This window comes from Amycolatopsis acididurans (assembly GCF_012328925.1).
Taxonomy (GTDB): Bacteria; Actinomycetota; Actinomycetes; order Mycobacteriales; family Pseudonocardiaceae; genus Amycolatopsis_E; species Amycolatopsis_E acididurans.
In genome coordinates, this window is record NZ_JAAXLS010000016.1 from 88,308 (window position 1) to 103,842 (window position 15,535).

At 70.0% G+C, this 15,535-nt stretch carries 17 protein-coding genes; 13 read left to right on the forward strand and 4 right to left on the reverse strand.

Features of this window, described 5'->3' with window-relative positions; genetic code table 11:
• Window positions 1–114 precede the first annotated feature (114 nt).
• The 13 genes from HFP15_RS22555 to HFP15_RS22615 all read left to right on the forward strand — a co-directional run bounded on the left by HFP15_RS22555 (window position 115) and on the right by HFP15_RS22615 (window position 12,388).
• Window positions 115–399: a YgaP family membrane protein gene (locus HFP15_RS22555; protein ID WP_210717708.1), complete on the forward strand. Its 285-nt coding sequence runs from the start codon at window positions 115–117 to the stop codon at window positions 397–399.
• An 82-nt stretch (window positions 400–481) separates the two neighbouring features.
• A complete protein-coding gene (locus HFP15_RS22560) occupies window positions 482–757 on the forward strand; it encodes an SHOCT domain-containing protein (RefSeq protein ID WP_168518693.1) in 276 nt (91 codons plus the stop codon).
• A 37-nt stretch (window positions 758–794) separates the two neighbouring features.
• The gene (locus tag HFP15_RS22565) at window positions 795–971 is read left to right on the forward strand and encodes a hypothetical protein (protein ID WP_168518694.1); all 177 of its coding nucleotides are present in this window, start codon (window positions 795–797) and stop codon (window positions 969–971) included.
• On the forward strand, window positions 968–1,372 hold the full coding sequence (locus tag HFP15_RS22570) for a metal-sensitive transcriptional regulator (protein WP_168518695.1): 405 nt from the start codon (window positions 968–970) through the stop codon (window positions 1,370–1,372). Before HFP15_RS22565 ends, HFP15_RS22570 begins: the two co-directional genes overlap by 4 nt.
• A 76-nt stretch (window positions 1,373–1,448) precedes the next feature.
• Window positions 1,449–2,081, forward strand: coding sequence for an ABC transporter ATP-binding protein (locus tag HFP15_RS22575; RefSeq protein ID WP_312871696.1), 633 nt, complete (start codon window positions 1,449–1,451; stop codon window positions 2,079–2,081).
• The gene (locus HFP15_RS22580; protein ID WP_168518697.1) at window positions 2,078–3,586 is read left to right on the forward strand and encodes an ABC transporter permease; all 1,509 of its coding nucleotides are present in this window, start codon (window positions 2,078–2,080) and stop codon (window positions 3,584–3,586) included. The genes HFP15_RS22575 and HFP15_RS22580 overlap by 4 nt, the downstream gene beginning before the upstream one ends.
• Window positions 3,587–3,667: 81 nt before the next feature.
• Window positions 3,668–4,387 (forward strand): response regulator transcription factor, encoded by a 720-nt coding sequence (locus HFP15_RS22585; protein ID WP_168518698.1) that lies wholly within the window; start codon window positions 3,668–3,670, stop codon window positions 4,385–4,387.
• Window positions 4,363–5,625, forward strand: a complete 1,263-nt coding sequence (locus tag HFP15_RS22590; protein ID WP_168518699.1) for a HAMP domain-containing sensor histidine kinase — start codon at window positions 4,363–4,365, stop codon at window positions 5,623–5,625. The genes HFP15_RS22585 and HFP15_RS22590 overlap by 25 nt, the downstream gene beginning before the upstream one ends.
• Window positions 5,626–5,683: 58 nt before the next feature.
• Window positions 5,684–6,322, forward strand: a complete 639-nt coding sequence (locus tag HFP15_RS22595; RefSeq protein ID WP_312871697.1) for a DedA family protein — start codon at window positions 5,684–5,686, stop codon at window positions 6,320–6,322.
• Window positions 6,319–7,203, forward strand: coding sequence for an undecaprenyl-diphosphate phosphatase (locus HFP15_RS22600; protein ID WP_168518700.1), 885 nt, complete (start codon window positions 6,319–6,321; stop codon window positions 7,201–7,203). The genes HFP15_RS22595 and HFP15_RS22600 overlap by 4 nt, the downstream gene beginning before the upstream one ends.
• Window positions 7,204–7,357: 154 nt before the next feature.
• Entirely contained in the window at window positions 7,358–8,275 is a 918-nt protein-coding gene (locus tag HFP15_RS22605) for an ABC transporter ATP-binding protein (RefSeq protein WP_168518701.1), read from the forward strand.
• Window positions 8,272–9,624, forward strand: a complete 1,353-nt coding sequence (locus tag HFP15_RS22610; protein ID WP_168518702.1) for an ABC transporter permease — start codon at window positions 8,272–8,274, stop codon at window positions 9,622–9,624. Before HFP15_RS22605 ends, HFP15_RS22610 begins: the two co-directional genes overlap by 4 nt.
• Window positions 9,625–9,628: 4 nt before the next feature.
• Complete coding sequence (locus HFP15_RS22615; RefSeq protein ID WP_168518703.1) at window positions 9,629–12,388, forward strand: alkaline phosphatase family protein; 2,760 nt, start codon at window positions 9,629–9,631, stop codon at window positions 12,386–12,388.
• On the opposite strand, the gene HFP15_RS22620 is transcribed toward HFP15_RS22615, so the two are convergent.
• From HFP15_RS22620 to HFP15_RS22635, 4 genes are all read right to left on the reverse strand, one after another.
• Window positions 12,358–12,642 (reverse strand): hypothetical protein, encoded by a 285-nt coding sequence (locus tag HFP15_RS22620; RefSeq protein ID WP_168518704.1) that lies wholly within the window; start codon window positions 12,640–12,642, stop codon window positions 12,358–12,360. The genes HFP15_RS22615 and HFP15_RS22620 overlap by 31 nt on opposite strands.
• A gap of 237 nt (window positions 12,643–12,879) precedes the next feature.
• The gene (locus tag HFP15_RS22625) at window positions 12,880–13,539 is read right to left on the reverse strand and encodes a DUF2306 domain-containing protein (protein WP_168518705.1); all 660 of its coding nucleotides are present in this window, start codon (window positions 13,537–13,539) and stop codon (window positions 12,880–12,882) included.
• A 71-nt stretch (window positions 13,540–13,610) separates the two neighbouring features.
• The gene (locus HFP15_RS22630) at window positions 13,611–15,059 is read right to left on the reverse strand and encodes a PH domain-containing protein (RefSeq protein WP_312871698.1); all 1,449 of its coding nucleotides are present in this window, start codon (window positions 15,057–15,059) and stop codon (window positions 13,611–13,613) included.
• A complete protein-coding gene (locus HFP15_RS22635; RefSeq protein ID WP_168518755.1) occupies window positions 15,056–15,493 on the reverse strand; it encodes a PH domain-containing protein in 438 nt (145 codons plus the stop codon). The genes HFP15_RS22630 and HFP15_RS22635 overlap by 4 nt, the downstream gene beginning before the upstream one ends.
• Window positions 15,494–15,535 lie beyond the last annotated feature (42 nt).

The following is a 15,535-nucleotide window of genomic DNA, read 5'->3' on the forward strand; positions in this document are numbered from 1 at the left end:
CCCACCCCAGGTAGGGACCTCGGACACCCCACCGCGGGCAGGAGGTCCCTAGTCCCTTGCGAGGTGGGCGACCACCCTGGTGAGTGGAGAAGTGGCACAGCTAGGAGGTGCGACATGCACGGCTCTCCGGCGCCCAGCCACCGGATCATTCCTCGGTGGCGCACGGTGAACATCACCCGCACGGAACGGGCCGGCCGGATTCTGCTCGGCCTGGCCGCGATCGTCGGCGTCGTGTTCCTGACGAGCGCCGCGTCTGTGGTGGCCGTCGTGCTGTTTGCGCTGCTCGTGCTGGCCGGAGCAGACCTGGCCGGGACCGGAGCGCTCGGGCATTGCGCGCTGTATCAGAAACTCGGCTTCGTTCCGCCCTCGCTGAGGAGGCCCCGGTCGTGTGCACGCTGATGATGCGCGGCATGGGACACGGCGACAACCGCATGTAGACAACCGTTAGTCCTTTTTCGACATGTGACATGAGGAGTTCACGATGATGTACTGGTACGGCAATGGAATGAGCGGATGGGGATACGCACTCATGACGGTCAGCATGGTGCTGTTCTGGGGCCTGGTGATCTTCGGCGTCGTCGCCCTGATCCGTTACCTGACGCGCACTTCGCAACGCCCCGAGCACGACGCGACGCCGCGTCCCACCCCGGAGCAGCTGTTGGCCGAGCGGTTCGCGCGTGGGGAGATCGACGAGCAGGAGTACCACAGCCGACTGGCCGCGCTTCGCGGCAGCCCGCGCTCGACAACAGGTTCATGAGGACGAACTCGACGCACTGTCCTGAAAGGACAGTGTCATGGTTGATGCCTTGGCGCTGGTCTGCACGCTGGTCGTCGGCGGGGTCGGTGGGATCGACCAGGTGGTGTCCGACGCGCCGCGGCTGGCGCTGATCCTGGCCGGGTTCGGCACCCAAGTCGAACTCCGCATCACCGGACTGCCACCGGCCGCGGCTGGACCTTGGAGCTCGCCATGACCACCACGACATCGCACGACCCGCAGGTCCCGTTCGTTCGGGAGCTGTCACCGCTGCGCCGCCGATTGCGGCAGGCGGCCGGGCAAGTCCTGGCCGTCGAGCGCATGCTCGGTGAAGACCGCTCCTGCGAGGACGTGCTGATTCAACTCGCCGCCGTCCAGGGCGCCTTGCAGGCCGTCGGGCAGCAGGTCCTCGCCTGTCACCTCGCGGATTCCGTCGGCGCGGTCAGCACTGGAGATCTGCCCGCTGTCGCGGCGGCCGGGGAAGCCGCCTACCTGGCCGGGCTGCTGGCCAACGTCTCCTCGGCCCACAGCGGCACGCTCCCCACCGAACACCCCTCGCCCCCTACCGCGGCGATCCCGCAGCGGGCGGTCGCCGAAACCACGGCGCCAGCCTCATGAGAGTAGGTCGATCGCCATGCTCCCGGTCAGTTCCCCGGATACCACCCCGGCCACCGCCCCTGGTGACACACGCCGCGTGCCGGTGCTGGAGGCGGCCGGGATCGAGAAGACCTACCGACGCGGGATCTGGCCCGCCCGTCACCACCAACTGGTCCTCCGCGGGGTCGAGCTCACCCTGTACCCCGGCGAGGTCGTCGGCCTGGTCGGTGAGAACGGCTCCGGCAAGTCCACCCTGATGAAGATCCTCGTCGGCGCACTCGCCCCCGACGCGGGCACTGTGATCCACAATGGACGGTTGGGGTACTGCCCCCAGGAGCCGGTCGTGTACGAGCGGTTGACCTGCGATGAGCACTTCGAGCTGTTCGGCCGCGCCTACCGCCTGACCCCGGAGGACCAAGCCAGGTCGCGGCGCGAGCTGTACGCCGAGCTCGGGTTCGAGCGCTATGCGGGCACCCGTGCCGACCAGCTCTCCGGTGGCACGCTGGCAAAACTCAACCTCGGCCTGGCCCTGCTGGCCGATCCCGAGGTGCTGTTGCTGGACGAGCCCTATGCCGGTTTCGACTGGGACACCTACCTGAAGTTCTGGCAGCTGGTCGCAACGCGCCGCGACGCCGGACGAACCGTGTTGATCATCAGCCACTTCGTCGCGGACGAAGAACGGTTCGACTGCCTCGTGCAGTTGCGCGACGGCAGGGCGGTGCCGAGATGACCGCCCTGCCGTTGGCCGATACGGCCGTGTTCGTACGGCGGTTTCTCGCCGACTACTGGCGCAACCCGGTCAACCTCCTCGTGCTCGTCCTGGTGCCGGTCGTGTTCGTCGTGGTCGCCGCCGGGCCGATGGCCGACGCCGCGAAACTGCTGGGTGGCACCGGCTTGTCGGTCGAGACCGCCACCGCCGGCTGGGCCGCCGGATTCCTGGCCGGTATCGCGATGTACTTCCAGACCCGCGCTGCCCGCGCCGCCGACCGCCGCCTGATCCTGGCCGGGCTCCCCGCACCGCGGCTGGTGACGGCCCGGCTGCTCACCGGGCTCGCGCTCGCGTCGCTCGCGGCGGCCGCGGCACTGTTCGCCTTGGCCACCCGGAGCGGCATCGACGAGCCCGGCCGGGTGATCGCCGGCACTGCGATGTTCGCTGTGGTCTACCTGGCCATCGGTGCGCTGGTCGGGGTGCTGGTGCGCAGTCCCGTGAACGGCACGGTGCTGATCCTGTTCGTCTGGATCGTCGACGTGTTCTTCGGCCCCGCTCTCGGCTCCCCGGACCGGATCGAGACCCGGTGGTTGCCGACCCACTTCGTGACGCTGTGGATGGTCGACCTGCCCTCCCGCCACGGCGGCCGGCTCGGCGACCTCGGCTGGGGGCTGACCTGGACCCTCGGCGCCCTCGTCATCGCCGCGCTCGTGGTCACCGCGACCACTCGCGTCGCGCACGCCCGCCATCGCACCCGAACCGGTTCCGTCGTCGATCAGGTTGTCGCCGGGCTGCGGATGGGGCTGCGGGACTATCGCCGCAACCCCGTGTTGTGGGTGCTGCTCATCGTGGTCCCGGTGATCTTCATTTGGTTGTCCAAGGTGATCACGCCCGAGCAGACCACCACGTTGTCCCTGGTCGAGGACGGCCGTCCGGTCACGCCGACTTTCTGGCTGCCCGACGTCCACGCCGGCACCATGACCCCGATCGCGATCGCCTCCCTGGCCGCGCTCGCCGGGCTGTTCATCGTGCTCGACGCCCGCACCGGTGACCAGCGCCTGGCCCTGGCCGGTTTCCGCGTCCCGGCGTTGCTGACCGCGCGTCTCGGCGTGGTCGCCGCCGCGGTGCTGCTGACCACGGCAGCCTCCCTGGTCGTGACCGCGGCGGTGTTCGACGCCCACCAGTGGGGCGTGTTCATCGCCGCGAACCTGCTGCTGGCCGCGACCTACGCGCTGCTCGGCGTCTGCCTCGGCCCGATCTTCGGCCGGGTCAGCGGCGTGTTCATCGCCTTCCTGATCCCGTTCCTCGACCTCGGTATCGGCCAGAGTCCGATGCTGCGCACCGAACCTCCAGCCTGGGCGCAGGCGCTGCCCGGCTACGGCGCCTACCGCGTCCTGCTCGACGGCGGCCTCACTGACCACTTCGACGAGACCGGCCCATTGCTGCTCGGCCTGGCCTGGCTGGCCGTGCTCGGTGTCCTCGCGACGGTGTTGTTCCGCAGCACGTCCTCTCAGAGGTCAGCATGAAACCCCGGCCCGGCCTCGGCGCGTCGCCGTGCTCAGGGCAACAGCGACGTTCGTCCCCCGCCCGGGCTCTAGGCTTTGCCCATGGCTCGGGTGCTGGTGGTGGAGGACGACGCGACGATCGGCGGCGTGCTGGAGGCCAGTTTGCGACGGCACGGCTACACGGTCCGCTGGGAGCGCACCGGTACGGGCGGGCTCGCGGCCACCGACCGTGAGCCGTTCGACCTCGTTCTGCTCGATCTCGGGCTTCCCGATCTGGACGGGATCGAGGTGTGCCGGCGGATGCGCTCCGCCCAGCCGTCGACCGTGCTGGTGATCCTGACCGCCCGTCAGGACGAGATGGACGTCGTGGTGGGGCTGGAGGCCGGGGCGGACGACTACCTCACCAAACCCGTCCGCCTCGGTGAGCTGCTCGCCAGGATCCGCGCGCACCTGCGCCGCGGCCCCGCCACCACCCAGGACGCCATCGAGGTCGGGCCGCTGCGGGTGGACATCGCCGCGCGGCGGGTGTACCTCGACGGGCACGAGCTTGTCCTGCGTGCCAAGGAGTTCGACCTGCTCGCCCGGCTGGCGCAGACGCCGGGTGCGGCGGTGAGCCGCGACACGCTGATGACCGAGGTGTGGGACGCGCACTGGTACGGCTCCACCAAGACACTCGACGTGCACATCGCCGCCCTGCGCCGCAAGCTGACCGAGGCCGCCCCGGATCCGGAACGGGCGCTGCGGATCTCGACCCTGCGCGGCCACGGCTACCGGCTCGAGCGTCCCGGGGAGGGCCCGTGCGCAAGCGGATCGTCGCGCTGACGCTCGCCGCCGCGGTACTCGCGATCAGCCTCTTCGGACTGCCGCTGGCCGCCGGGGTCGCCAAGTACTACCTCGACGACGAGCGCGCCGAGCTGGAACGCGTCGCCGACTCCGCCGCGCTCGCCATCGCCGACACGCTGGCCACCCAGCCCACCGCGGTGCGCCTGCCGGCCGCGGGCCGCGACACCGACGTGGCCGTCTACGCCCCGGACGGCAGGCTTCTGACCGGAACCGGCCCTGCGACCGCGGACGAGATCGTGGGCCGCGCGCTCGCCGGGCAGGCCGTGCGCGGCGATCCCGATCTCGTGTTCGCGACGCCGGTCACCGACGGCGGGGTCCTTGTCGGGGTGGTGCGAACGGCGGGCGGCGGCTTCGGGTTCTACCTGCGGATCGGGCTGACCTGGCTGGCGATGGTCGGATTCGCCGTCGCCGCGCTGGGCCTGACCTGGCTCGTGGCACGCCGGATGGCCGCCCGGCTCGCGCGTCCGCTGGAGGAGCTGTCCACGACCGCGCGCAACCTCGGCGAAGGCGATTTCACCGTGCGTGCCCGCTCGACCGGGATCGCCGAGATCGACTCGGTCGGATCGTCGGTGAACTCCACGGCTGCGCGGATCGGCGACATGCTCGAACGCGAACGGGCCTTCTCCGCACACGCCTCCCACCAGCTGCGCACGCCGCTGGCCGGGCTGCGGCTCCAGCTCGAAGCCGCGCTCGACGCCCCGGACGCCGACACCCGCGCCGCGCTGCGCGACGGCATCGAGACCGCGGACCGCCTGGAACGCACGATCGACGACCTGCTCGCCCTCGCCCGCGACCGGCGCCCCGCCGCGGGCACCGCCGATCTCGGCGTGCTGCTCGCCGAGGCGGAACAAGACTGGCGCGGCCTGCTCGCGGCGGGGGACCGGGAGCTGCGGATCACCACCGACCACCCGCCGTCGCCGAAGGCTTCCGAGGCGGCGATCCGGCAGATCCTGGCGGTGCTGCTGGACAACGCGGTCACGCACGGCCGGGGCACCGTCACGGTGACCGCGCGCGACGCCGGGGACGCGCTCGCGATCGACGTCGCCGACGAGGGCCCAGGCCTCGGCCACGACGCCGACCCGTTCGCACGCCGCGCCGCCGGGACGGGCCGTGGCATCGGGCTCGCACTGGCGCGCGGCCTCGCCGAGGCCGAGGGCGGCCGGCTGTGGCTGTCGCGGCCGTCGCCGGCCACTTTCACGCTGCTCCTCCCGATTTGAACGGCCCGCTTGCCCTCGTTTAGCCAACCGTTAACCCGGCCCAGCCGACACTGCGAACGTGCACGTTCTCGCGTTGAACCCACTCGACCCGCACAGCCTGCTGGCCACGTTCGGCCCGCTCGGTGTGGCGCTGGTCCTCTTCGCCGAAACCGGCCTGCTGATCGGCTTCTTCCTGCCCGGTGACTCGCTGCTGTTCACCGCGGGCCTGCTGTGCGCGACGACGGCAGGCTCGTCCCTGCACCTGTCGCTGCCATGGGTGCTCGTGGCCGCCGCGGTCGGCGCGGTGCTCGGCGCGCAGACCGGCTACCTGATCGGCCGTCGCGCCGGCCCGCCGTTGCTCGACCGCCCGGACCGGCCGCGGTTGCACGCCGCGACGGTGCGCGCGCGCGAAGCCCTGGACAACTACGGCGTCGGCAAGGCGGTGGTGCTCGCCCGGTTCATCCCGCTGGTGCGGACGGTGCTCAACCCGCTCGCCGGTGCGCTCGGCGTGCCCGCGCGGGTGTTCGCCCTGTGGCAGGTCGTCGGCGGGCTGGTCTGGTCCCTCGGCGTGACGCTGGCCGGATACCTGCTGGGCAGCCAGATCCCGAGTATCGACACCTATCTGCTGCCGATCATCGCCGTGATCGTGCTGCTGTCGTTGATTCCCGTCGCGCGTGAACTGCTGCGCGCCCGCCGCAGAGCGCAGGAGAACCGATGAGCCTGACCTACCTCGAAGCCATCGTCGTCGGTGCCTTCCAGGGCGTCACCGAACTGTTCCCGGTGTCCAGCCTCGGGCACAGCGTCCTGGTGCCCGCGCTCGTCGGTGGCCGGTGGGCACAGGACCTCAACGTGTCCGCACCCGAATCGCCCTACCTCGCGTTCATCGTCGGTCTGCACGTCGCCACCGCGGCGGCGCTGCTGCTGTTCTTCTGGCGTGACTGGGTGCGCATCATCGGCGGGTTCATCACCTCGATCCGGTACCGCCGCGTGCGTACCTCGGCCGAACGCCTCGCCTGGCTGATCATCCTGGCCACCATCCCCGTCGGGATCTCCGGGCTGTTGCTGGAACATCTGTTCCGTACCGTGCTCGGCAAGCCGGTACCCGCCGCGATCTTCCTGATCGTCAACGGGTTCGTGCTCTACCTCGGCGAGCGGCTGCGCCGCCGCGCGGAGACCGTGGCCGTGCCCGCGGTCGAGGAGTCCGCCGACGACAGGCTGGCCCGGCTGCCGATGGGGCGGGGTGTGCTCATCGGGTCGGCGCAGATCCTCGCCCTGCTGCCCGGGATCAGCCGTTCCGGCGTGACCATGGTGGCCGGTCTGTTGCGCGGACTGTCCCACGAGGACGCCGCCAGGTTCTCGTTCCTGCTGGCCACGCCGGTCATTCTCGCGGCGGGTGCGCTCAAGATCCCGGACCTGACCGGACCGCTCGGGCAGGGGATCCACGGGCCGATCCTCGTCGGCAGCCTCGCCTCGTTCGTCAGCGCCTACCTCGCCGTGCGGTTCCTGATCCGCTACTTCCACACTCGCACACTCACCCCGTTCGCGATCTACTGCGGACTCGCCGGGGTCGCCAGCGTGCTGTGGCTGACGCTGGCCTGAAACGGGCCCGTCGCCCTGTCCGAAATGTCCTTGAACACCGTTAGGCGATCGCCTGACGGTTCGCGTTCCCGCAGCGTTCATCTTCGCGGGTCGGCCAAGTCACTTGCTGTGCCTAAGTTTCTGTGGCCGACCTGTGAAGAAGCTAAGGAACGCCATGGACACAGCGCCCGCAGTCCGCGCACGCGGGATCACCAAATGCTTCGGTGACGTCGTCGCGCTCGACGGCGTCGACCTGGACGTGGCGCCGGGCCAGATCCACGGGCTCGTCGGCCCGAACGGAGCAGGCAAAACGACGTTGCTCGGGCTGCTGCTCGGCCTCGCCGTCGCCGACGAAGGCGAACTCGAGATCCTCGGCGCACTCGTCGGGCGGGCACTCGCCGCGCCCGGCGGGGTGGCCGGATTCGTGGACGGCCCCGGCCTCTACCCGGCGCTGACCGCGCGGCAGAACCTGGCCGCGCTCGCGGCGCTGCGCGGTGTGGGCACGGCCGGCATCGACGACGTGCTCGCCGAAGTCGGGCTCACCGACGTCGCGGGCGATCGGGTCCGGGGCTTCTCGCTGGGCATGCGGCAGCGGCTGGGACTCGCCGCCGCGCTGCTGACCAAACCGCGCCTGCTCGTGCTCGACGAACCGGCCAACGGGCTCGACCCCGCGGGCAAGAAACACGTGCACGGGGTCCTGACGCGGCTCGCGAACGACGGCGCGACGGTGGTGCTGTCCAGTCACCGCATGGACGACCTCGAGGCGCTGTGTTCCGAGGTCACGATTCTGGCCACCGGTCGCGTCGTCTTCTCCGGCCCGCTGGGCAAACTCGCCGCCGAGAACCGCGAACTCGACTACCGCATCCGGACCTCCGACCCGGAAGCCGCGCGCCGGGTGGCCGCCGAAACGAGCGGAATCCACGACCTCAACGCCGCACCGGACGTGCTCGTGGTCCGCGCGCAGGTGCCCGCGCTCGACGAACTGGTCGCACGGCTCGTTCGGGACGGCATCGCGGTGCGCGAACTCGCTCCGGTGGTGTCGCCGCTGGAAGCCGCGTTCCTCGCCCTCACCGAGCAGGAGGTCACGCGATGACCGCGACCGTCGCCGAAACCACAGTCGCGCGCCCCGTTTCCGTCTCCCGCGCCTACCGCTTCGAACTGGTCAAGCTGCTCGCGCAGTGGCGGGTGCGCGCGCTGGTGCTCGCGTGCTGGATCGCGCCCGCGCTGTTCGTCGCCGCGGTCAGCCAGCAGGACTCCTTGCCCGTCGACACGCTCTTCGGCCGCTGGATGAACGCCACGGGATGGGCGGGATCCCTGGTGATGCTCGGTTTCGCCGGCACGTACGCGCTTCCGCTGCTGACCTCCGTGGTCGCCGGTGACGTGTTCGCCTCCGAGGACCGGCTCGGCACCTGGCGTCACCTTCTCGTCGCCGTCCGGTCGTACCGGCGGATCTTCGCGGCGAAGGCGCTGGCCAGTCTCACCGTCCTTTTCGTACTCGTCGCGGGAATGGCCGTGTCCGGCATCGTCGGCGGGCTCGCGGCGGTGGGCGACCAGCCGCTGGCCGGGCTCGACGGCCACCTGCTGTCGTCGGGAGACGCGGCGGGAAAGGTGCTGCTCGCCTGGGTTTGCGTGCTCGCCCCGACACTGGCGCTGGCCGCGATCGGACTGCTCGGGTCTGTCGTGTTAGGACGGTCACCGATGGGGTTGCTGGTGCCCGTCGTCGTGGCGCTCGCGATGGCGCTGGCCCAGATGCTGCCGCTGCCCGTCGCCGTGCGTCTCGCGCTGCCCACCTACGCCTTCGTCTCGTGGGACGGCCTGTTCAGCGCGCCCGCCCAGCTCGGCCCGCTGCTGATCGGCATCGCGGTGAGCCTGGTGTGGGCGATTCTCGCGACCGCGCTGGCCTATTTCCTGTTCCTGCGGCGCGATTTCACCAACCTCACCGACGAAGGCGCCGGCCGCAGGGCGCTGACCGCGGGGGCGCTTCCGCTGGCCGGGCTCGTCGCCGTGACCGTCGCGATCGTGGGCGTGTCCACGCCGTCCTGGGGTTCCGGGATCGAGCAGGACAAGGTGCAGCGCTCCGTCGCCACCGCGTTCGCCCACCTCTACCGCTTGCAGACCAAGGAACTCAACCGCCCCGACGTGAGCGAAGCACAGCTGGCGACCACGGCGGCGTGCACCAAGGGCGGCGGAATGAACACCCCCGAGGGACCGGGCAACGACTGGCGTTGCGTCGTGTCCTGGCATCTCCCCGACGTCGCGGCCGTGGGGACGGCCATCTATCAGCTCGACGTCACCCCGGACGGGCGGTTCATGGCCGACGGGGACGGGCCCAAGGAAGTGAACGGCTACTTCCAGGTCCACACCCCCTCCGGCGACACCCCGAACCCGCTCTGGCAGTTCGACGGCAACGTCGAACTGCTCCCCACCACACCGAAGGGATAACTCGATGCAGGTAACGCGCCGTCGTAGGCGTGTCGAGAAGGGCCCGTTCGTCCTTCTCGGCCGGCACAGAGGACATAGGAAACGGCTGGCGACCGCCGGCACCGTGACCGTCGCGCTCGTCGCGGTCGGCGGTGGCGTCGGATTCGCCCAGACGACCCAGTTCGGTACCGACCAGGTCGGGCAGACCACCGACAACGGACAGGTCGTCTCGGACGACCAGTACATCGCGCCCTACGGCGACCGCATGGTCATCAACAACGGCAAGATCATGTCGTCGACGGTCAGCCCGGACGGCAGCCACCTCGCGGCCTCGATCACCGACGGCGGCGAGGCGCTGTCCATTGTGGATCTCAAGACCTGGAAGGTGCAGCAGCTCGTCGGCAACAACGCCGCGGCCAATCTGCGTATCCCCGGCAACGACGTGGGCCAGGAAGGCCCCACCTACTCGCCCGACGGCAAATCGCTGTGGCTGGGCCAGACCGACGGCTACCGCAAGTTCACCGTCAACCCGGACGGCACGCTGGCCAATCCGGTCTTCGTGTCGATCCCGGCCGACGGGGCCAAGCACGCACTGGTGGGCGCCGCGGTCTTCTCGGCTGACGGGTCCACTGTGTACTCCGCGGTGAACGGCCAGAACCGCGTGGTCGCCATCGACGCGGCGACCGGTGTCATCAAGCAGAGCTGGGCGGTGGGCAACGCACCGCGTGCGCTGGCCCAGGTCGGCCACAAGCTCTACATCAGCAACGAGGGTGGGCGCCCGGCGGCATCCGGCGACACCACGCTGAACTCGTACAACACGCAGGTGCCCGCCGACCCGAACACCGGTGCGACGACCACCGGCACCGTCAGCGTCATCGACCTGGCCAATCCGGCCGCCGCCCCGGCGAGCATCGATGTCGGTCTGCACCCGACGGCGTTGTACGCCAAGAACGGCGCGCTGTTCGTCACCAACACCGCCACCAACGACGTGTCCGTCATCGACACGGCCAAGGACAAGGTGGTGCAGACCATCGCGACGCAGCCGTGGCCGGAGGCGTCGGTGGGCTACGAGCCGAACGCGGTGACGCTCACCGACGACGGTCACCTCCTGGTGACGCTCGGCCGGGCCAACGCGGTCGCCGTCTACCGCTACACCAACCCGCTGGCGCCGGTCAGCTACGTCGGGCTGCTTCCGACGGACTACTTCCCCGCGGAGATCGCGACCGTCGGCAACCAGATCGTCGTGTCCAACACCCGTGGCATCGACGCCCGCCGCTCCACGACCAACGTGCACGGAACCCACGACACCACCTCCAGTCTCACGCATTTCACGCTGCCCAGTGATGACGTGATCAAGGGTGAGACCGGCAAGGTCTTCACGCAGAACGGCTGGCACGGCGGCTCGGTCTCACTGGCCGACGGCTCGGGCAACAAGCAGCCGGTGCCGGTTCCGGTCAAGCTCGGCGATCCGTCGACGATCAAGCACGTCTTCCTGATCGTCAAGGAGAACCGGACCTACGACCAGCTCTACGGCGACATGACGCAGGGCAACGGCGATCCGTCGCTGGCGCAGTACGGCGAGAACGTGACGCCGAACCAGCACGCGCTGGCGCAGCAGTTCGGGTTGTACGACAACACCTACGACATCGGCACGAACTCCGCCGAGGGCCACAACTGGCTGATGCAGGCCGACAACCCGGAGTACACCGAGTCCTCCGCGGGCGAGTACACCCGCAGCTACGACACCGAGGACGACGCGCTCGGCCACCAGAAGTCCGGCTTCATCTGGAGCGGGGCGCAGGCGGCGGGCAAGAGCGTGCGCGACTTCGGCGAGTTCCAGCAGTTCCTGACCAAACCGGCGGGCGCGAGCTGGCAGAACCTGTACTGCGACACCAAGAACATGCAGGCCACCGGCAAGGACAGCGCCTACCCGATGGTCTCGTCCTCACCGATCCCGTCGCTGAACAACGTGTCGGTGCACGCCTACCCGAAGTTCGACACCAGCGTCCCGGACATCTACCGGGAGCAGATCTGGAAGCGTGACTTCGAGAAGAACGGGCCGGCCAACCTGAACATGCTGTGGCTGTCCAGCGACCACACCGGTGGTCCGCCGAGCGGCGCCGCGCAGGTCGCGGACAACGACCTGGCCACCGGCCAGATCGTGGACGAGATCTCGCACAGCCCGTACTGGAAGGACTCGGCCATCTTCGTCCTCGAGGACGACTCGCAGGCCGGTTCCGACCACGTCGACGGCCACCGGGCGCCGGTGCAGATCATCAGCCCGTGGGCCCAGCACGGTGTGGTCGACAACCACTACTACTCGCAGATCACCGCGGTCCGGACCATCGAGCAGATTCTCGGGGTCAAGCCGATGAACCAGAAGGACAGCGCGGCGACCCCGATGCGCGGGGCGTTCACCCAGAACCCCGACTTCACGCCGTACACCGCGCAGCCCAACCGGACCTCGCTGACCGCGGGACTGACGACGCTGCCCTCGTGCGGCGCCGACACCCCGGCGCCGCAGAACCCGGCCGCGGCTCCCGCGCCGTCGACCACGGTGCCCGCCTCCGAGCAGGCGGTCGCGGCGAAGTGGGACGCCTGGAAGGCGCAGCAGCCGCTCACCGGCCCCGACGCCAGGGCGGACGCGACCAACCCGGCGCAGATGAACCACTTCACGTGGTACGAAGCGCATGGCTGGACGCAGCCCTACCCGGGTGAGAACAAGATCTACGCGCCGGACAAGGTGCCCGGCGCCTACATCCCGTCCTCGGAGAACGACGGCTGAGTACACCGGGAGGCCCCTGGCCAGGTGCCAGGGGCTCCCCACTCCCGGCGCTCAGGACGTAGTGGAGTCACCTGCCCCGCCCAGTCACCCGCGCGCGCCCGGCTCGCCGCGTCGGCGGCGGCGGCGTACCAGCGCACGACGCGCCGGTGCGCCGCGACCCGTTCCGCGTCGTCCGCGTGCTCGGTGGCGGTGCTGTGCATCGGATCGAGACGCACCACGTCATCGTCGATCTCGACGTGTCCCCGCAGCTGCATGTCCAGGGTGGACAGTGGCTGGGGCGTTGAGCAGTCGTACCGCGCCCACGGTGGTGGGATCCAGATCGACTTCGACGCAGGGCTTCGGCGGCTTCCGGAAACGCTGGAGCTCCATGATCAGCGCACCGTCGACCGTTGCCAGATCGGCCTTACTCCACGCACCGCGGCCGGTTTGGCTACGGTGCGGCATAGCGCGGTCCTCGGACGGGCGAGTGCCTCCCTCCGAACGGGTCGTGGTTACGCGGTCCTGGTGTGCCGCTTGTGCTGCAGCCACCACTCCGCCACAAGAAGGTTCACGACCCAGCTCAACCACGCGCCGACGCCGACGATCTGCGCCACGGCGGTCTCGTCCTGAGGACTGGTCGCGGCCATGAGCGCCATGCCCCACGGCCGGTTCAGAATGATCGAGAAGCACAGCGCGAAACTGCGCACCATCCACTCGCGATGCTGTGCGTACCGCCGTTTCCGCGCCATCCGCCAGCCGGCGATCGTCGTCGCGACCCACAGCACGCCGAGCATCGTGTTCGCGGCCTGCTGGTTCGGTCCCCAGTACGTCATCGAGGAGAACGTGAGCACCGCGATCCCGCCCAGCACACAGGAAACCACGTACACGCGGCCGCTCCACCGGTGCACCAGCGGACACCGTTGCCGCAGCCACGGCCACAGCTGGAGACACGCGGTCAGCAAGGCGAGCGAACCGAGGAAGATGTGCGCGACCAGCATCGGGTAGTAGTAGGGCACGTTCGCCGGCGGGATCGTGCGCGCCCGCGCGGGATCCAGGCCGACGTAGTGCGGCAGCGAATAGCCGAGGAACAGCACCACCAGCACCATCAGGCCGACGAGCGGTGCTTTGATCGTCGCCGTCCTGGTGCCGGGGCGTTCGCGCGTGATCGTCATGTGAAAGCAGTGTTGTGCGCCTGCGGACGTACGACACTGCGGTACATGCCCGCTTTCGGGTAGGGACAGCCCTACGGGCGCCGCACGAGAAACGGCTCGAGCATCCCCGGTACCGCTTCGTCCGCGAGCCGCACCGCCTCCGCCACCGGTATGTCCGCGCTCGTGTAGTGCTGCCGCCCGGCCGCGGTGGTCGCGGTGACCGAGACGAGGCCGGCCCGCCGCTGGAAGAACGAACGGTGGAACACCCAGCCGATCACGCCGTCGGAGGACAGCATGTACCGGCGGCGCAGCAGACTGCCTTGCCGGAACACCAGCTTCCGCCCGAGCAGTGCGTGCCCGAGATTGCGATAACGGTCCTCGGCGAGCAGCGCGCCCAGCGGGAACAACGCCAGCGCCGCCTGCCACGGCCATGCCGACCAGCCGGCCAGCCACCACAGCAGAAGCAGGATCCCGGTGACGGCGGCGGCGAACAGGAACGCGCGTGTGTAACGGCGCAGGCGCGCGCGGTGCCCGTGGCGCACCAGCTCGGCCGTCGTGGGAGCGGTTCCACCGAGCACCTCGCCCGCGACCCGGCGTGCCTCCGCGACCGGCGCGGGCGGAAGGAGCACCGCACTGCCGTGCTCGCCCCGGCCGCGCAGCCCCGTCGTGATCGCCGCGCAGCGCGCCCCGCCCACGCCCCGCAGCAACAGCGGCTCGCTGATTTCCGCGCCACGCAGGCGCCGCGTCTCGATCGTCGTGGAGCGTGTGGTCAGCAGACCGCGGGTCACGTGCAGCGTGCCGTCCTTGCGCACCAGCCGGAAATGCCAGTACGCGAGCACATACGCGATCGAGGACAACACGGCGACGGTCACCGCGGCGAACACCGTGATCTCCAGGACGGCCACCGCGACCGGTGCCGACGTGAGGTGCGCGATGAGCGAGTTGAGCAAGCCGAACTCGTCCGGGTTGAGATGCGTTTCGTTGACGATGTTGGCCAGCGAGCCGACCACGACACCGATCGTCGCGATGCCGGACAGGGTGAACGGCCCGAACCGGATCCACGCCGGCACGAGCCGCGCGAGCTCCGAGCCGGCGGATTCTTCTTCGGGTGCGGGCGCTCGGCGCAGCAGCTCTTGGCGTAGCCGGGCGGCCTGCGGGGTGGCCAGTGCGTCGAGGGTGAGGCCCCGGTCATGGTGGTCCGAGCGGCCGGTGCCGATGACCACGCTGCTCAGCCCGAGGATCCGTTGCAGCGGACGTGCCGTGAGATCGACCGTACGCACGCGATCACGTGGTACCGACATCTCCCGTCGGCTGAGCAGGCCGCGGCGGACGCGGATGTGGGTCGGCGTGATCTGGTAGGTCGTGGTGAACCAGCGCAGCACCCCGCCGAGCACGGCGATGCCGACGCCGACCAGGCTCCAGATCTGGCCCTGGCCGTTGCGCCCGATGAACAGCACGCCGATCAGCACGGGCAGGAGCCGGATGACTTCCTGAACGGGGTGGACGGCGAGCATCTTCGCGCTCAGCCGGTGCCAAATCACGTCGCGTCCCCCGCCGTCGCCTGCGTGCGGGTGGCCAGTTCGGCCGCGAGCCGTTGCGTGGTCTGCACATCGAGCCCGTGGATGTGCACCGGACCGCGTGCCGACGCGGTGGTCACGGTGAGGTTGGCGAGCCCGAACAGTCGTTCCACCGGGCCGCGTTCGGTGTCCACGGTCTGGATGCGCGACACCGGCACGATGCGGCGTTCCTGGTTGATCCAGCCCGCCTGCGTGTAGACGACCTGTTCGGTTACTTCCCAGCGGTGCACGTGAAAGCGCCATTGCGGCATCACGGTGAGGTGGGTGAGCGCGAGCACGCCCGTCACGAAGAAGACGATCAGCGCGGGCGGGCCGCCGTCGGCGAGCAGGAGCCACAGCAGCTCGCCGGCGAGCGGCACGAGCCAGCCCAGTGCCGCCCTGGTCGCCCAGAACAGCATCGCGCGGCGGTTGACCAGGTTCGCCGGTGGGCGCAGGTCCAG